General features: G+C 54.8%; 11 protein-coding genes. 3 read left to right on the top strand and 8 right to left on the bottom strand.

Annotated features, from left to right (window positions below; genetic code table 11):
- Nucleotides 1–12: 12 nt before the first annotated feature.
- Both glpG and glpE read right to left on the bottom strand, forming a co-directional pair.
- Nucleotides 13–846, bottom strand: coding sequence for a rhomboid family intramembrane serine protease GlpG (gene glpG, locus ACTU3N_RS03195; RefSeq protein ID WP_443084688.1), 834 nt, complete (start codon nucleotides 844–846; stop codon nucleotides 13–15).
- A gap of 58 nt (nucleotides 847–904) precedes the next feature.
- Nucleotides 905–1,234, bottom strand: a complete 330-nt coding sequence (gene glpE / locus ACTU3N_RS03200) for a thiosulfate sulfurtransferase GlpE (RefSeq protein ID WP_443084689.1) — start codon at nucleotides 1,232–1,234, stop codon at nucleotides 905–907.
- Between the two features lie 189 nt (nucleotides 1,235–1,423).
- On the opposite strand from glpE, the gene glpD reads away from it, so the two are divergent.
- Nucleotides 1,424–2,929: a glycerol-3-phosphate dehydrogenase gene (gene glpD / locus ACTU3N_RS03205; RefSeq protein WP_443084690.1), complete on the top strand. Its 1,506-nt coding sequence runs from the start codon at nucleotides 1,424–1,426 to the stop codon at nucleotides 2,927–2,929.
- A gap of 39 nt (nucleotides 2,930–2,968) precedes the next feature.
- On the opposite strand, the gene glgP is transcribed toward glpD, so the two are convergent.
- The 5 genes from glgP to glgB form a co-directional block, all read right to left on the bottom strand.
- Complete coding sequence (gene glgP, locus ACTU3N_RS03210; protein ID WP_443084691.1) at nucleotides 2,969–5,416, bottom strand: glycogen phosphorylase; 2,448 nt, start codon at nucleotides 5,414–5,416, stop codon at nucleotides 2,969–2,971.
- A 19-nt stretch (nucleotides 5,417–5,435) separates the two neighbouring features.
- Nucleotides 5,436–6,869, bottom strand: a complete 1,434-nt coding sequence (gene glgA, locus ACTU3N_RS03215) for a glycogen synthase GlgA (RefSeq protein WP_443084692.1) — start codon at nucleotides 6,867–6,869, stop codon at nucleotides 5,436–5,438.
- Nucleotides 6,870–6,950: 81 nt separating this feature from the next.
- On the bottom strand, nucleotides 6,951–8,237 hold the full coding sequence (gene glgC / locus ACTU3N_RS03220; RefSeq protein ID WP_443084693.1) for a glucose-1-phosphate adenylyltransferase: 1,287 nt from the start codon (nucleotides 8,235–8,237) through the stop codon (nucleotides 6,951–6,953).
- Between the two features lie 12 nt (nucleotides 8,238–8,249).
- Nucleotides 8,250–10,229: a glycogen debranching protein GlgX gene (gene glgX / locus ACTU3N_RS03225; protein ID WP_443084694.1), complete on the bottom strand. Its 1,980-nt coding sequence runs from the start codon at nucleotides 10,227–10,229 to the stop codon at nucleotides 8,250–8,252.
- Nucleotides 10,226–12,412, bottom strand: a complete 2,187-nt coding sequence (gene glgB, locus ACTU3N_RS03230; RefSeq protein ID WP_443084695.1) for a 1,4-alpha-glucan branching enzyme — start codon at nucleotides 12,410–12,412, stop codon at nucleotides 10,226–10,228. Before glgB ends, glgX begins: the two co-directional genes overlap by 4 nt.
- Before the next feature lie 308 nt (nucleotides 12,413–12,720).
- Between glgB and fabG the strand changes: the two genes are divergently transcribed.
- Nucleotides 12,721–13,473 carry a 3-oxoacyl-ACP reductase FabG gene (gene fabG / locus ACTU3N_RS03235; RefSeq protein WP_443084696.1) on the top strand — a complete coding sequence of 251 codons (753 nt, stop codon included), beginning with the start codon at nucleotides 12,721–12,723 and terminating at the stop codon, nucleotides 13,471–13,473.
- Between the two features lie 7 nt (nucleotides 13,474–13,480).
- On the opposite strand, the gene asd is transcribed toward fabG, so the two are convergent.
- A complete protein-coding gene (gene asd / locus ACTU3N_RS03240; protein ID WP_443084697.1) occupies nucleotides 13,481–14,590 on the bottom strand; it encodes an aspartate-semialdehyde dehydrogenase in 1,110 nt (369 codons plus the stop codon).
- Between the two features lie 177 nt (nucleotides 14,591–14,767).
- On the opposite strand from asd, the gene ACTU3N_RS03245 reads away from it, so the two are divergent.
- Nucleotides 14,768–15,361 (top strand): YhgN family NAAT transporter, encoded by a 594-nt coding sequence (locus tag ACTU3N_RS03245; protein WP_443084698.1) that lies wholly within the window; start codon nucleotides 14,768–14,770, stop codon nucleotides 15,359–15,361.
- Nucleotides 15,362–15,426: the final 65 nt, after the last annotated feature.

Genomic DNA, 15,426 nt, shown 5'->3' on the forward strand with positions numbered 1-15,426 from the left:
ATTATCCCTGGATTACTGTGTTCGTTTTCGCACATTTTGGCTGTCTACCAGCGCCATTGCCAGCCCAATCACCAGGCCTGCGGTATGCGCGCCGCTGGCAACGCTAAAGCCTGTCAGACCAAACCACTCGGCCACCATTAACAGCACCGTAAAGATAAACAGGCCATTGGGCAGCGCCACCTGAGGTTCGGGATCGCGCACGCCGCGCAGCCAGACGTAACCAATCAGGGCGTACACCACACCGGACAAGCCGCCGAACCACGGGCCGGTCAGCTCGTGCTGAATAAACCCGCTCAGTAGCGCGCTGATAAGCGTTATCACCAGCAACTTGCCGCTGCCAAGCCGCTTCTCTACCGCCCCGCCAAGATACCACCACCAGAACAGGTTAAAGACAATATGCAGCAGCGAAAAATGCATGATTGCATGGGTGAAATAGCGCCAGGCTTCATATTGCACGCTGGCATCCCACGGCCAGGCGAGCCACATCATAACGCTTTGATCGCCCAGAATACCCATTAAAACAAACACCAGCACGCTCAAAGCAGCAATCGCCAGCGTCAGCGGGCCGGTGCGTTCACGCACGGCGGCCATCAGCGGAAAGCGGCGATAGTGCAGGCCGCTGTCGGTATGTCCTGACTGCCAGCTTGCCGCCAGATAGCGTGGATCGCCGGGGTTTTCCATAAAACGCGCCAGCTCGGCTCGCACCCGCTCGGCCTGGCTTTCATCGGCCAGCCAGATATCGCTTTGCGCATGGTGCTGAACGGTCAGGATGACGCCCTGGGTCTGCATATAATCAACAAACGCCTGGGCAACGCGGGGGTTGTTAAAAGAGGTAATCATCAACATGGCTGGCGTCGCTTAATCCATACAAAAGGAAACAGTATAGCCCGGAGAAGTCGCGGGCCTAAAGGGAACCCTGCGCCACTTCAGCCGGGAAATGACGATGCCAGGCATCGAAGCCGCCGTCCACACTGTAGACCTGGTCGTAGCCCTGTTGCAGCAAATATTGCGCCGCGCCTTTGCTGCTGTTGCCGTGGTAGCACATCACCATCACCGGCGTGTCGAAATCGTGCTCGCGCATAAACGCGCCCAGCGTGTCGTTGGTTAAATGAAACGCGCCTGCCACATGGCCCATAGCGAAGCTTTGCGGATCGCGCACATCCACCAGCACAGCCTGCTGCTGCTGCAATTTTTGGTGGGTTTCTTCTACGTTAATGCATTCAAAGTGTTCCATGGTGTTCTCTTGACTGTCACGGTAATTAACTATTCTGCCGACAAGTGTACGTCGTGAAAGCAGTGAAGCGCCATAATGTTATGCGTATCACTCTAAATTGTTTTTTTGATGTTACCAAAAGCGCGATCCTTTGCTATTATGAGCGATATCGAACATTTTTGAGCTTTAACGAAAGTGCATGAGGGCAGCATGGAAACCAAAGATCTGATTGTGATAGGTGGGGGTATCAACGGTGCCGGTATCGCGGCAGACGCCGCCGGGCGTGGTTTGTCCGTGCTGATGCTGGAGGCGCAAGACCTCGCCTGCGCCACCTCCAGCGCCAGTTCCAAACTGATCCACGGGGGGCTGCGCTACCTTGAACACTACGAATTCCGCCTGGTGAGCGAAGCGCTTGCCGAGCGTGAAGTGTTGTTAAACATGGCGCCGCATATCGCTTTCCCGATGCGCTTTCGCTTACCTCATCGCCCGCACTTGCGTCCGGCCTGGATGATCCGTATTGGTCTTTTTATGTACGACCACCTCGGAAAACGTACCAGTTTGCCTGCTTCAACCGGTTTGCGTTTTGGCGCAGAATCGGTACTTAAGCCGGAGATTTTGCGCGGTTTCGAATATTCTGATTGTTGGGTAGACGATGCGCGCCTGGTGCTGGCTAACGCACAAATGGTTGAGCGTAAGGGCGGCAAAGTGATGACCCGCACCCGTGCGACCAGCGCGCGGCGCGAAAATGGATTGTGGATTGTCGAAGCGGAAGATATCGACACCGGGGAAAAATTTAGCTGGCAGGCTCGCGGTCTGGTGAATGCAACCGGCCCGTGGGTGAAAGAGTTCTTTGATGAGGGGATGCATTTGCCTTCGCCTTATGGCATCCGCCTGATCAAAGGCAGCCATATTGTGGTGCCGCGCGTGCACTCCCAGAAGCAGGCTTATATTCTGCAAAACGAAGACAAACGTATCGTGTTTGTTATTCCGTGGATGGATGAGTTTTCTATTATCGGTACCACTGATGAAGAGTATCACGGCGACCCGAAACAGGTGCAAATCAGTGAAAACGAAGTGGATTACCTGCTGAAGGTGTATAACGCGCACTTTAAGAAACAGCTGGGCCGCGACAATGTGGTCTGGACTTACTCAGGCGTGCGCCCGCTGTGTGATGACGAGTCCGACTCGCCGCAGGCTATCACCCGCGACTATACGCTGGATATTCATGACGATAATGGCCAGGCGCCGCTGCTGTCGGTATTTGGCGGCAAGCTGACCACCTATCGCAAACTGGCGGAACACGCGCTGGAGAAACTGACGCCGTATTATAAAGGTATCGGCCCGGCGTGGACGAAAGGGAGCGTGTTGCCAGGCGGAGAGATTGCGGGCGACCGCGAGGATTACGCCGCCAAACTGCGCCGCCGTTACCCGTTTATCAGCGAGTCTCTGGCGCGCCACTATACCCGCACCTACGGCAGCAATAGCGAGCTTATCCTGGCAAATGCCAGCAGTATTGACGATCTTGGCGAGCATTTCGGTCACGAGTTTTATGAAGCCGAGCTGCGCTACCTCGTCGAGCATGAATGGGTACGCCGCCTTGACGATGCTATCTGGCGTCGTACCAAGCTCGGTATGTGGCTCAACGCCGAAGAGCAGTCCCGTGTTGCCCAGTGGCTGGCGCAACACAGTAAAGCCGAGCTGTCGCTCGCGTCATAACACTCCACGCCGGGTCAGCCAGCCGCTGCCCGGCGTTTTTTATAACCGTACCGGCTTAATATTCCAGATATGGTCAGCATATTCCTGAATGGTACGGTCTGAAGAGAAATAGCCCATATTGGCGATGTTATGCATCGCTTTGGTTGTCCACTCCTCCGGGCGACGATACAGCTCGTCAACATCATCCTGGCAATCTACATAGCTGCGATAATCCGCCAGCACCTGATAGTGATCGCCAAAGTTAATTAACGAATCCACCAGGTCACGGTAGCGGCCAGGTTCTTCCGGGCTGAACACGCCGGTAGCGATCTGCGTCAGAACCGTGTGCAACTCGTCGTCGTTTTCATAATATTCACGCGGTTTATAACCCTTGCGACGCAGCGCTTCCACTTCAGCGGCGGTATTGCCGAAGATAAAGATATTCTCCTCGCCCACATGTTCGCGCATTTCCACATTCGCGCCGTCCAGCGTACCGATCGTCAGCGCGCCATTAAGCGCGAACTTCATATTGCTGGTGCCGGATGCTTCGGTGCCCGCCAGCGAAATTTGCTCTGAAAGATCCGCCGCCGGGATGATGACTTGTGCGAGGCTGACACTATAGTTCGGGATAAACACTACCTTTAACTTGTCGCCTATCTGCGGATCGTTATTGATGACCCGCGCCACATCGTTAATCAAATGAATAATATGCTTCGCCATATAATAAGCAGAAGCCGCCTTACCGGCGAAAATATTCACCCTGGGCACCCAGTCAGCGCGCGGGTCCTCTTTGATACGGTTATAACGGGTGATGATATGCAGGACATTCATCAACTGGCGCTTATATTCATGGATGCGTTTGATCTGCACATCAAACAGCGCTTTAGGATTGACCACCACATTCAGCTGCTGGGCGATAACAATGGCCAGCCGCTTTTTGTTTTCTGTTTTCGCCTGGCGCACCGCCTGGTTTACCATCGGGTAGTCAATATGCTGTTTGAGTTCGCTCAGCTGGCTCAAATCCGTGCGCCAGGTGCGGCCAATATTTTCATCCAGCACTTCTGAGAGCGACGGGTTCGCCAGCGCCAGCCAGCGCCGTGGCGTCACGCCATTGGTCACGTTGAGAAAACGCATCGGGAAAATATGGGCAAACTCAGCGAACAATGATTGCACCATCAGGTTAGAGTGCAGCTCAGACACCCCGTTCACCTTATGGCTGACCACCACCGCCAGCCAGGCCATCCGCACGCGACGCCCGCTGGACTCATCAATAATGGATAACCGACTCAGCAAACCGGTATCGTTGGGATACTGTTCCTGTAAGGTTTTGAGGAAATAATCATTAATTTCAAAAATGATTTGCAGATGGCGCGGCAGGATCTTGCCGAGCATATCCACCGGCCAGGTCTCCAGCGCTTCGCTCATCAAGGTATGGTTGGTGTAGGAGAACACCTGGCACGTCACTTCAAAGGCTTCATCCCAGCTGAATTTATGCTCGTCAATCAACAAACGCATCAGTTCAGGAATCGATAACACCGGATGGGTGTCATTAAGATGGATAGCAATTTTGCTCGCCAGGTTGCTGTAGGTTTGATGCAGCATATAGTGACGATTCAGGATATCCTGAACCGTGGCGGAGACGAGGAAGTACTCCTGGCGCAGGCGCAATTCACGCCCTGAATAAGTGGAATCATCGGGATAGAGAACACGGGACACATTTTCCGAGTGGTTTTTGTCTTCCACCGCCGCGAAGTAATCGCCCTGGTTAAATTTACCGAGGTTGATTTCGCTACTGGCCTGCGCGTTCCATAGTCTCAATGTATTTGTCGCATTGGTATCATAACCTGGGATAATCTGGTCATAGGCAACGGCCAGGATCTCTTCGGTTTCTACCCAGCGGCTCTTTTTCCCTTCTTGCTGGATACGCCCCCCAAAACGCACGGTGTAACGGGTATTGTGGCGCTTAAACTCCCACGGATTGCCATACTCCAGCCAGTAGTCCGGCGACTCTTTCTGCCGCCCGTCGACGATGTTCTGCTTAAACATACCGTAGTCATAGCGGATACCGTAGCCGCGCCCCGGTAGCCCCAGGGTTGCCAGCGAATCGAGGAAGCAGGCCGCGAGCCGCCCAAGCCCCCCGTTGCCCAGCCCTGGGTCGTTTTCTTCATCAATCAACTCTTCAAGATCCAGCCCCATCTCTTCCAGCGCGTTTTTGACGTCATCGTAAATACCCAGCGACAACAACGCATTAGACAGGGTGCGCCCAATCAGAAACTCCATCGACAGGTAGTAGACCTGGCGCACTTCCTGAGAGAGCTGCGCGCGTGATGAACGCAACCAGCGCTCCACCAGACGATCGCGCACGGCAAACAGCGTCGCGTTCAACCATTCATGCTTGTTGGCAATCGCGGGATCTTTGCCAATAGTGAACATGAGTTTGTAGGCAATCGAATGTTTCAATGCCTCAACGGTGAGCGTAGGTGAAGCATAGATAAATGGAGCATTCATACGCGTGATTCCTGGAAAACTATTTCAACCGAAAGTAAAGATCGCGGTACGACTGTGCAGCGACCTGCCAGCTAAAATCCATTGCCATCGCCTGACGTTGTACAAAACGCCACAGCGAAGGGCGGGACCACAAGACGAAAGCACGCCTGATAGCACGTAATAACGACCAGGCATTACTGTCTTCAAAGGTGAAACCCGTGGCGATTCCGTCAGCCAGATTCTCCAGCGAACTGTCGGAGACAGTATCCGCCAAACCACCGGTACGGCGCACCAGCGGCAGCGTTCCATATTTCAGACCATAGAGTTGCGTTAATCCGCACGGCTCAAAACGGCTCGGTACCAGGATAACATCCGCGCCGCCCATAATGCGATGGGAGAATGCTTCGTGGTAACCAATCTGCACGCCGACCTGCCCGGAGTGCTCGGCCGCTGCGGCCAGAAAACCTTCCTGCAGCACCGGATCGCCCGCGCCAAGCAGCGCCAGTTGCCCGCCCTGCTCCAGCAGGCCAGGTAGCGCTTCGAGCACCAGATCCAGCCCTTTTTGACTGGTCAAACGGCTGACCACGGCAAACAGCGGCACTTTATCATTCACCTTCAGCCCCATGGCGATTTGCAGCTGCCGTTTGTTCTCCGCCTTCTCTTCAATCGTATCGCGCGTGTAACGTGCGCTCAGCAGCAGATCCGTGGCCGGGTCCCAGATTTTCTCATCCACGCCGTTAAGAATACCGCTCAGACGCCCTTCCTTATGGCGCTGCAGCAGCAGACCCTCCATGCCGTAGCCAAACTGCGGCTCGGTTATCTCCCTGGCATAGGTCGGACTGACAGCGGTGATATGATCAGCGTAGTACAATCCGGCCTTAAGAAACGAAATCTGCCCTTTAAACTCCAGGCCATGCATATTAAAGAATGACCATGGCAGTTCGATGTCATCCATATGTTTGGCATTGAACAGGCCCTGATAGGCCAGATTGTGCACCGTAAAGATAGATTTTGCCGGATGGCCACGCGCTGCAAGATAAGCAGGCGTCAGCCCCGCATGCCAGTCATGCGCATGCACGATGTCGGGACGCCAGAAAGGGTCCAGGCCGCACGCCATTTCGCACCCTACCCAACCGAGTAGCGCAAAGCGCAGCACGTTGTCAGAATACGCATAGAGATTGGTATCGTGATAAGGACTACCGGGGCGATCGTAGAGCTGGGGAGCATCTATCATATAGATCCCTACCCCATTGAAGTGCCCGAATAATAAAGAGATTAGACCGGCAAATGTATCCCGCCGCGATATGACCTGGGCATCAGGCACACCGCGACGGATATCGGGAAATGCGGGCAGAAGAACACGTGTATCGACGCCACCGGCGATTTGCGCCGCAGGTAACGCCCCTATCACATCTGCCAGACCGCCCGTTTTCAGCAAAGGAAACATCTCAGAACATACATGTAAAACCTGCATTATCGCTCCTGTCAAAACCACCCTGCTGTGGCTGGAAAACAGCGCGCGGACCCCTTCCGCGCAAGGTTGTAATTGATGTATTCAGTTTTGCAGATTGCGCAACATCTCTCGCGTGACCAGTACAATGCCTTCTTCAGAACGATAAAACCTGCGGGCATCTTCCTCGGCGTTTTCACCTATAACCATGCCTTCCGGAATGACGCACGCCCGGTCAATAATGCAGCGGTGCAGGCGGCAAGAACGGCCAACCACCACCTCCGGAAGCAGTATTGACGATTCGATATTGCAAAATGAGTTGACGCGCACGCGGTAAAACAGCACCGAATTCACGACAACCGAACCTGAAATTATGCAGCCGCCCGAAACCAGAGAATTCAATGTCATGCCATGACTGCCGGAACGATCCTGAACAAATTTCGCCGGCGGCAAAGATTGATTATAGGTACGGATAGGCCAGTTTTGATCGTACATATCCAGTTCCGGCTGTAATGACGCCAAATCAAGGTTCGCTTTCCAGTAAGCTTCCAGCGTGCCCACATCACGCCAGTAGGGTTCCGACGCAGGATTAGTATGTACGCTGGAACGGGGAAAAGGATGCGCCCAGGCCAGACCGGATTTTACGACCTGCGGAATAATGTCTTTACCAAAATCGTGACTGGATTGTTCGTTTTTATCATCCTGTTCCAGCAGTTCATAAAGAAAATCTGCATCAAAAACATAGATACCCATACTGGCCAGCGCTTTGCTGTCGTCGCCTGGCATGGCGGGCGGCTGCGCCGGTTTTTCCACGAAATCGATAATTTTATCGTCGTCATCTACCGCCATCACACCAAAAGCGGTCGCTTCATGCAGCGGCACCGGTAAACAGCCCACGGTACAACGCGCGCCTTTCAGCACGTGGTCAATCAGCATGCGTGAATAGTCTTGCTTATAAATATGATCGCCAGCGAGGATAACGATATATTGCGCACCGTAGCGGCGAATGATATCGAGGTTCTGCGTGACCGCATCCGCCGTCCCGCGATACCAGTGCTCGCCGTGCAACCGCTGCTGGGCTGGCAGCAAATCGACGAACTCGTTCATCTCTTCATTATTAAAAAAAGACCAGCCGCGTTGAATATGCTGCACCAGCGTATGCGACTGATATTGCGTAATCACCCCAATTCGACGAATGCCGGAGTTAATACAATTCGAGAGGGCAAAGTCGATAATGCGAAACTTACCGCCAAAATGAACGGCCGGTTTGGCGCGTTTTTTAGTCAAATCTTTCAGGCGAGTTCCGCGCCCTCCCGCCAGGATGAGGGCAACCGACTTCAATGGCAGCTGGCGCGCTAACATCGCGGTGTCGTTCTTATCTATACTCACCATGTCTCACTCCTTTTATATTGACCTCTGAAATACGCAAACTCCGTGCGCGGGCCCATGCCAGACTGACATTTCTACCGGGTTGTCATCTCCGGCAAAGGGGGGAACGGCACGCCACTCCCCTTCTGGTAACGTAAATTGCGCCTCCTCAGGCGTGGCATTCGCAAGCAGCAACACCTCGCCTGAGAGCAGAATTTGAATACGATGGGCTTCCCAGGCCCACTCCTGTGACTGGAGCGGCTGTCCCTGACTGTTTAGCCAGACGACGTTGCCATCGCCCTCCTCCCACCAGCTATTTTGGCTGAGAGCAGGTATCTGCTGACGCAGGCGAATAAGCGCGGCGACAAAATCCGCCAGCGCATAATCCGCCTGCGCCCAATCCAGCCAGGTCAGCGCATTATCCTGGCAGTAAGCATTATTGTTCCCCTGCTGGCTGTGCCCCATCTCATCGCCTGCCAGCAACATTGGCGTCCCCTGTGCCAGCAACAACGAGGTGAGCAGCGCCTGCATACTGATTCGCCGCCGCAGTTGCGTGTCCGGGTCTGCATTCAGCCCCTCAACACCGTGGTTGTAGCTGTGGTTAATCGTCGCGCCGTCGCGGTTGTTCTCGCCGTTTGCTTCGTTATGCTTGTGGTCAAAAGAGACCAGGTCTCGCAGCGTGAAGCCATCGTGGGCGGTAATAAAGTTGACCGACGAGGAGGGCGCGCGCTCAGGGCGTTTATAAATGTCGCTGGAGGCGGCAAAGCGCGTGGCGAAATCGCCCAGCGGCAACGAGTGCTCCAGCCAAAAGCGACGTGTCGCATCACGAAAACGATCGTTCCATTCCACAAACGGCGCAGAGAAGTTCCCCACCTGGTAACCATCGGATCCGACATCCCACGGCTCGGCGATCAGTTTGAGGTTGCGCAGTTGCGGATCGTTGCGGATCATCTCCAGCAGCGGCGCCTGCGCGTTAAAACCCGGCGTGCGCCCCAGAACCGTGGCCAGGTCAAAGCGAAAACCGTCCACGTGAAACGTGTCAACCCAATAGCGCAGGCAGTCGTGGATATATTCCACCACCACCGGATTGCTGCAATTAATAGTATTACCGCAGCCGGTCCAGTTGAAGTAGTCGCCATCATCCTGCAACCAGTAATACACGGCGTTATCAATGCCACGCAGAGAGAACGTCGGCCCGTGAATATCCAGCTCGGCGGAGTGGTTAAGCACAATGTCGAGGATCACCTCGATCCCCGCCTGATGGAGCGCTTTCACCGCGTCGCGCAGTTCGTTGATAGCGTTTTGTGAATTGCTGGCATAGCGCAGCTCCAGCGCGAATATCCCCAGCGGGTTATAGCCCCAGTAGTTACTCAAGCCTAATTTTTGCAAGCGAGGCTCGCTGGCCATGCTGGCAATCGGTAGCAGCTCCACTGCGGTGATCCCCAGGCGTTTAAACCAGTCGATCATCACCGGATGCCCGAGCGCTTTATAGGTGCCGCGGATCTCTGGCGGCAGCGCCGGGTGTCGCAGTGTCAGCCCTTTGACATGGGCTTCATAGATGACCGTCTTGCCCCAGGGCGTGCGTGGCGGGGCATCGCCCTGCCAGTCGTAAGGCGCGTCGACCACTACACTTTTTAAGGCAATGGCCGCATTGTCCAGCGGGCTGGGTGTTTCGTAACCGCTATGGAAAAGCGGGTTATCGGCGGCCTGGCCCTCAATGCGCCGCGCATAAGGGTCGAGCAGCAGTTTGGCGGGGTTAAAACGATGCCCTCTTTCCGGCTGCCAGGGGCCGTGCAGGCGATAACCGTATTTTAAGCCAGGCTTTGCGCCTTCCAGAAAGCCGTGCCAGATATCGCCCGTTTTTCCTGGCAGGTTAACGCGCTGTTCGTTGCCGTTATCATCGAACACGCACAGCTCTACCTGCTCTGCATGGGCAGAAAAAAGCGCAAAGTTGACGCCGCTCTGTTGTACCTGCGCGCCAGGCGGCCCTGCTTCACCGACGGTTAGCGCTATCATTCTCCCTCCCGCACCAGCCAGATGGTGCCAAGAGGCGGCAGAGACAGCGCTAAGGAATGCTCGCGCCCGCGATTTGGAATCGCATCGCTGTGGACCACGCCGCCATTGCCCGTATTGCTGCCGTGATAGTGCATGGAGTCGCTGTTGAGCGCTTCACGCCAGCGCCCTGGCTGATTGATACCAAAACGATAGTTGTAGCGCGGCACGGGGGTAAAGTTGCTGGCAACAATGATTTCATTGCCTTGCTTGTCGCGGCGAACAAAAACGTAAACCGATGCCTCGTTATCGTCCACCACCAGCCATTCGAAACCGTACGGGTCAAAATCCAGCTCATGCAGCGCTTTGTGATGACGGTAAAGGTGGTTCATGTCGCGCACCAGCCGCTGCACCCCGTGGTGCCAGTTATCGGCACCGTCCAGCAAGTGCCAGTCCAGACTGCTATCATGGTTCCACTCGCGCCCCTGGGCGAACTCGTTGCCCATAAACATCAGTTTTTTACCGGGGAATGCCCACATCCATGCATAGTAAGCGCGCAGATTGGCGAATTTCTGCCAGGCATCGCCAGGCATACGGTCGAGGATAGATTTTTTACCGTGCACCACTTCATCGTGCGACAGCGGCAGAATAAAGTTTTCGGTGTAGTTGTAAAGCATGCCGAAGGTGAGCTTGTCGTGGTGATATTTACGATACACCGGGTCGAGCTTCATATAGTCCAGCGTGTCATGCATCCAGCCGAGGTTCCACTTATACCAGAAGCCTAACCCTCCCATTGACGGTGGCCGCGTGACGCCATCAAAGTCCGTGGACTCTTCTGCCATCGAGACCGCACCGGGGGTTTGCTCGCCAAGCACACGGTTGGTGTGGCGTAAAAACTCAATCGCTTCGAGGTTTTCGCGCCCGCCGTATTCATTGGGAACCCATTCCCCTTCTTTACGGCTGTAGTCGCGGTAGATCATGGAGGCCACCGCATCCACGCGTAAGGCATCAATGCCGAAGCGCTCAATCCAGTAAAGTGCATTGCCTACCAGGTAGTTACTGACTTCGCGACGCCCGTAGTTGTAGATAAGCGTATTCCAGTCCTGGTGAAAGCCTTCGCGGGGGTCGCTGTGTTCATAAAGGTGTGTGCCGTCAAAGTTCGCAAGACCGAACTCATCCGACGGGAAATGGCCTGGCACCCAGTCGAGGATCACGCTCAGCCCGGCGGTATGGGCGACGTGCATAAAATGCAGGAAGTCATCACGCGTACCGTAGCGGCGGGTGGGGGCGTACAACCCGGTCGGCTGATAGCCCCAGCTACCGTCAAACGGGTGTTCATTCACCGGCAACAGCTCAATGTGGGTAAAGCCCATCCATTTAGCGTACGGCACCAGCTGGTCCGCCAGTTCCCGGTAGCTGAGCCAGTAATTATTATCCGTATGTCGCCGCCAGGAGCCGAGATGGACTTCATAAATAGAGATGGGCGCATCGAACTGATTAGCCTGCTTGCGCTCGTCGCTCTGGATTTTCTTGCCCGGTAACCCGCAAATCAGCGAGGCATTGTCCGGGCGCATCTGCCCTTCAAACGCGTAAGGATCGGCTTTGATTCGCAGGTTGCCGTTCGCATCGATCAACTCAAATTTATAGAGTTGCCCGTTGAGCGCGCCGGGAACAAACAGCTCCCAGATCCCGCTCTCTTTACGCAGGCGCATCGGGTGACGGCGGCCATCCCAGTAGTTAAACTGCCCGACAACCGAGACACGCCGCGCATTCGGCGCCCAGACGGAAAAGCGTGTTCCCACCACGCCATCGATAGTATCTGCATGTGCGCCCAGGGTTTCATAAGGCCGCAAATGCGTGCCTTCGCTCAGCAGCCAGACATCCATCTCCTGTAACAGCGGCCCAAAACGATAGGGATCGTCAATCAGGTTCAGCTGATCATGCCAGTTGACGGCAAACTGGTAGCGAAAAGGGTTTTTACGGCGCGGGATAACACCACAAAAAAAGCCTCTTGAGTCGAGGCACTCCAGCTTGCCCACTTTACGTCCTGTTTTCGTCTCAATGACCCATACCTCTGTGGCATCGGGCAACAGCGCGCGGACTTCCAGCCCGGCCTCTGTCTGGTGCATACCAAGAACGGAAAAAGGATCGGCAAAATGGCCCGTAATTAGCGCTTCAATCACGCTCCGCTCAACATAATTAGACATGTTTTTCATCCTGTTGTAGTGGTACCGCCCCTTCCACCGAGACGTCCGGTTGCGGCACTTTTTTGACTTGAACGGCGCAGCACAAAATGTGCATCCTCTTTGCGCCGACACATCATCATTTAAGATGCTCCAACACCTTACTTAAAGCATAGCCAACACTTTTCGATAGTTGAGAAATAAAAAAGTAGTTCTCTCGTCTTAAAAATGCGAAATCAAAGTGGGTATATATTTACTCTGCTCTGCGTTTTTTCTTTCTACCTGCACAACATCTCCACAATCTGCCGTTTGATCCTTATCAAGGAGCTTGTATGAATCTGAAAAAAGTATTGGTAACAGGTGGTAGCCGGGGAATTGGTTTGGGCATTGCGCTTAGGTTTGCGCGCGAAGGTTTCTGTGTCGGCATCGTGGGGCGCAGTCAACAACATCTTATTGCCGCGCAAGAGAAAGCTGCTCAACAAGGGCTGGTACTGCATGTGTACAGCTGCGATTTGCAGGATTCGGCGCAATTAACCGACACGGTGTCGCGCTTTGCTAAGCAACACAACGGGTTAGATATTCTTTGCTGCAATGCGGGTATTTTTCCTTCGGCACCGCTGGCTGAAATGACGGAGCAGCAGTGGGATGACGTGCAGGCCGTAAACAGCAAAGGAACATTTCTCAGTGTGAAGGCCGCCCTTCCCTGGTTAAAGCAGGCGGAGTATGGCCGCGTCGTCATTACCTCATCGATCACCGGGCCGGTGACCGGCTACCCTGGCTGGGCGCATTACGCAGCGAGTAAAGCCGCGCAACTGGGGTTTATGCGCACTGCAGCGCTGGAACTGGCGGGCTGGAACATTACCGTCAATGCCGTGCTGCCAGGCAATATCTTTACCGAAGGGCTGGAGAGTATGGGCGAGGCATATGCCGCCGCGATGATAAATGCTGTGCCGCTAAAACGCCTCGGCACGGTAGAGGATATCGCCGCAGCAGTACATTTTCTGGCGTCAAAAGAGGCCGGTTTTATTACCGGCCAGACGCTGATTGTTGATGGCGGGCAGATCCTGCCGGAATCGACTGGCTGAAAAACACTCAGGCCAGCTGGCGCAGGATGCGGCGCAGCGGTTCAGCAGCGCCCCACAGCAGCTGATCGCCGACGGTAAAGGCAGAGAGGTACTCCGGCCCCATGTTCAGCTTACGCAGACGCCCCACCGGGGTGCTCAGCGTGCCGGTCACGGCAGCAGGCGTTAGCTCACGCATACTCAGCTCGCGATCGTTTGGCACCACTTTCGCCCACGGATTATGCGCGGCCAGCAGCTCTTCGATTGTCGGGATGGAGACATCTTTTTTCAGCTTGATGGTAAACGCCTGGCTGTGGCAGCGCAGCGCGCCAATGCGCACACACAGGCCATCCACCGGGATCGTTTTTTCCGTGCCGAGGATTTTGTTCGTTTCCGCCTGGCCTTTCCACTCTTCACGGCTCTGGCCGTTATCCAGCTGTTTGTCGATCCACGGGATCAGGCTGCCTGCCAGCGGAACACCGAAATTATCCGCCGCCAGCTCGCCGCTGCGGGTCAGCGCGGTCACTTTGCGTTCAATATCCAGAATCGCGGAGGCCGGGTCCGCCAGCTCAGCAGCAACATAGCTGTGCAGTTGGCCCATCTGCGTTAGCAGCTCACGCATATGGCGCGCGCCGCCGCCGGATGCGGCCTGATAAGTGGCAACCGAAACCCACTCAACCAGATCGTTTGCAAACAACCCGCCGAGCGACATCAGCATCAGGCTGACGGTACAGTTGCCGCCAACAAAGGTTTTGATGCCGTTGTTCAGGCCGTCGGTGATCACCGCCTGGTTGACCGGGTCAAGGATGATTATTGCGTCATCTTTCATACGCAGCGAAGAGGCGGCATCAATCCAGTAACCCTGCCAACCGCTTTCACGGAGCTTTGGATAGATTTCATTGGTATAATCGCCGCCCTGGCAGGTAACAATAATATCGAGCGCCCTGAGCGCATCCAGGTCAAAGGCATCCTGAAGGGTGCCCGCCTGCGCCTGGCCGCCAAACGCGGGGGCTGCCTGCCCGAACTGAGAAGTAGAAAAGAAAACAGGGCGAATGACGTCGAAATCGCGCTCTTCTACCATGCGTTGCATGAGTACAGAGCCGACCATTCCACGCCAGCCAATAAAGCCGACTTTTTTCATAGCGAATTCCTGCGAAGGTGTGTGCTGTGTTTGTGCGAGCCAGTTAGCCACTGGTTTATCACTCCACCTTACAAAATGCAGCCAAAGTCGCAAGTGAAATTAATCAATGATTGTTCTGATATCAGAAACGCGGCTAATCACCGCTATTTTTGTGGCAAGCTTCCGGGATACGAATGAATGACTGAAATCATCTCCGCAACAGTATTATTGATTCTGATAATGGACCCGCTGGGCAACCTGCCTATCTTTATGTCCGTGTTAAAACATACTGAGCCAAAGCGCCGCCGGGCGATTATGATCCGCGAGCTGCTGATAGCGCTGCTGGTGATGTTTATTTTTCTCTTCGCGGGCGAAAAAATCTTGTCGGTATTGAGCCTGCGTGCCGAAACGGTGTCTATTTCCGGCGGCATCATCCTGTTTCTCATCGCCATCAAAATGATCTTTCCGAGCGCCACGGGAAACAGCTCCGGGCTGCCCGCCGGGGAAGAGCCATTTATCGTGCCGCTGGCGATCCCGCTGGTCGCAGGCCCGACGCTGCTCGCCACGCTGATGCTGCTGTCGCACCAGTACCCGAACCAGATGGGTCATCTGGTGATTGCGCTGCTGATTGCCTGGGGCGGCACGGTGGCTATCCTGCTGCAATCAACGCTTTTTCTGCGTCTGCTTGGCGAGAAAGGGGTCAATGCGCTGGAGCGCCTGATGGGGCTGATTCTGGTCATGCTGGCCACACAGATGTTTTTGGACGGTATTCGCATGTGGATGAAAGGTTGAGGCGTATGATGCGCATTGCCACATACCAGATAGATTAGCGTCTGATGGCTTTCACATATTCTTAA

Source organism: Vagococcus sp. WN89Y, from assembly GCF_052220145.1.
Taxonomy (GTDB): Bacteria; Pseudomonadota; Gammaproteobacteria; order Enterobacterales; family Enterobacteriaceae; genus Kosakonia.

Excerpts from the sequence above, each read along its gene's own strand:
- glgC (WP_443084693.1), bottom strand. The coding sequence starts at position 8,237 with ATGGTGAGTATAGATAAGAACGACACCGCGATGTTAGCGCGCCAGCTG.
- glpD (WP_443084690.1), top strand. The coding sequence starts at position 1,424 with ATGGAAACCAAAGATCTGATTGTGATAGGTGGGGGTATCAACGGTGCC.
- fabG (WP_443084696.1), top strand. The coding sequence starts at position 12,721 with ATGAATCTGAAAAAAGTATTGGTAACAGGTGGTAGCCGGGGAATTGGT.
- glgA (WP_443084692.1), bottom strand. The coding sequence starts at position 6,869 with ATGCAGGTTTTACATGTATGTTCTGAGATGTTTCCTTTGCTGAAAACG.
- glpE (WP_443084689.1), bottom strand. The coding sequence starts at position 1,234 with ATGGAACACTTTGAATGCATTAACGTAGAAGAAACCCACCAAAAATTG.
- glgX (WP_443084694.1), bottom strand. The coding sequence starts at position 10,229 with ATGATAGCGCTAACCGTCGGTGAAGCAGGGCCGCCTGGCGCGCAGGTA.
- glgP (WP_443084691.1), bottom strand. The coding sequence starts at position 5,416 with ATGAATGCTCCATTTATCTATGCTTCACCTACGCTCACCGTTGAGGCA.
- glgB (WP_443084695.1), bottom strand. The coding sequence starts at position 12,412 with ATGTCTAATTATGTTGAGCGGAGCGTGATTGAAGCGCTAATTACGGGC.
- ACTU3N_RS03245 (WP_443084698.1), top strand. The coding sequence starts at position 14,768 with ATGACTGAAATCATCTCCGCAACAGTATTATTGATTCTGATAATGGAC.
- glpG (WP_443084688.1), bottom strand. The coding sequence starts at position 846 with ATGTTGATGATTACCTCTTTTAACAACCCCCGCGTTGCCCAGGCGTTT.
- asd (WP_443084697.1), bottom strand. The coding sequence starts at position 14,590 with ATGAAAAAAGTCGGCTTTATTGGCTGGCGTGGAATGGTCGGCTCTGTA.